At 36.9% G+C, this 1,746-nt stretch carries 1 protein-coding gene and 1 pseudogene; both read right to left on the reverse strand.

Features of this window, described 5'->3' with window-relative positions; translation table 11 throughout:
• A pseudogene (locus tag AB6E85_RS25785) lies at positions 1–273 on the reverse strand (integrase); the annotation flags it as partial.
• A 134-nt stretch (positions 274–407) separates the two neighbouring features.
• Positions 408–1,061: a hypothetical protein gene (locus AB6E85_RS25790; RefSeq protein ID WP_372029504.1), complete on the reverse strand. Its 654-nt coding sequence runs from the start codon at positions 1,059–1,061 to the stop codon at positions 408–410.
• Positions 1,062–1,746: the final 685 nt, after the last annotated feature.

The following is a 1,746-nucleotide window of genomic DNA, read 5'->3' on the forward strand; positions in this document are numbered from 1 at the left end:
TTGAGTTCTTGTCGTTATCTCAAATTGAACTTCAATATCTGTTTTGCGCTGGATATGCTTAACGCGGTTAAATATCCTATCTTGCGAAGATACATCGCAAACTCTGAGAACGAGCAAATCACTTGCTCTAAGTTTGCTATCAATAGCTAAGTTGAGCAACGCAAGCTGCATCAAATTATTTTCAATTTCTAATCTGGTTCTGATCCGCCAAATTTCCTCAAGCCGAAAAGGCTTTTTGACGCCACTTCGTTTCGTTTTGTTGAAAACTACCATGATGACCTCCTTTTTAATTTGGTCATCACGATTGTAGTTGGAAGGAAATGGACAGAAACGCTTTAGAACTGATGGTCTACAGTGCTTCTGTCAGATTAGGAAAAGTATGTTGATTCCTTGGACGTTTGTTATGTTTATGCTTCGTACAGACACCAAAGGTAGTTCCACCAATATAGAATCAAATCTACTTTATCAACTAGCGTAAGCAAAGTGGCTATAGCAAGTACCAATGTCAACCACGCAACAGTTCTTTGGGTAACTGTTTGAGATTTTTGTAGCTTCAACAGTTGTACATCTTTCTTGTAGGCTTCTTTCGTTTCTGTATAAAAGTTTATACCTAAACCAGTGACCTTAATTCTCTCATTCGGACGGTCTTTATTTATCGATGCAAGCTCACCAGACTCAATCGCTGAGTCTATAACAAGCTTCACAGAGTTGGAAATAACCGTTCTTGGAATTACACCTTTATACTCTTTCTTAGGATAAAGCAGGTCAATTAATTCTGATTGATTAAACACACCACTTTTTACAAAATCTTTGCTCTCAAAAATAGCCTGAAATATTTCATATTTTGACTTAACTACATCGAGCGGTCTTAAACGGTGGAAAATCCTATTCTTTAGCCAGCTTATCTTTTCCCACGCTATTGCTAAGTAGAAAAGGGCTACTTTCCTATATAGGTAGTATTTTAATAATGTAAATGTTGAGTATGTATTGGTAGAGTCTGACCACCTATTTTGCTCGACATGAATATAAACCTTCATATGAGCTAAATGATCATACGACAAATAGCACTTCTGATCGTTCACGGATCCGGAATCGATACCCGATAAAACTCTAAGTCTTTTGCTAAATACCTTTTTAGGTTTAAATCTGAGCTTAACTCTAGAGTAAATTACTAGATCTTTACTAACTCTCTTTCCTTCCTTGATATGTGTGTTTCCCGCTATAAATAGTTCAACGTCATAGCGAGGTAAGAAAACAAATTGACTGTGCTCTTTGCTAAGGTGCCTAACAAAGTACGATATCAGATAGAACCGCACCAGCGCTCTTAAATTATAGTAAGTTTGAAAGACCAACTAATTCATATCCTCTTATAAACATAACAGTGTCTTTTCAGCAGATATTGTCTTTATAATATTTTTAGAAAATACAGATGCCATAGCAGCAACATACTGTTCTATGAGCTTTATTCTTCCTTCCACTCACAAATTGCAGAACATGTCTGTATAAACGTAAATTCTCAACTAGGCTCATAATCTTCCATTAGGGAAAGTAGGTCAAGAATTGACTTAGGAAAGTGGTCAGGAAGTTGATGCCGAATGATTTTGGGGCACGTTCGTGCTAAAACGAGCCTTAGGTTCATTGCTCTATTTCGCTTCTGTCAGATGATACAAAGTATTTTGAAGCCTTCTACCTGTGATCACCAAGCGATTCTGTCGTACCTTAATTACCAAGCGACTTTGTCATTAC

The organism is Vibrio sp. 10N.247.311.51 (assembly GCF_041467855.1).
Classification (GTDB): Bacteria; Pseudomonadota; Gammaproteobacteria; order Enterobacterales; family Vibrionaceae; genus Vibrio; species Vibrio coralliirubri.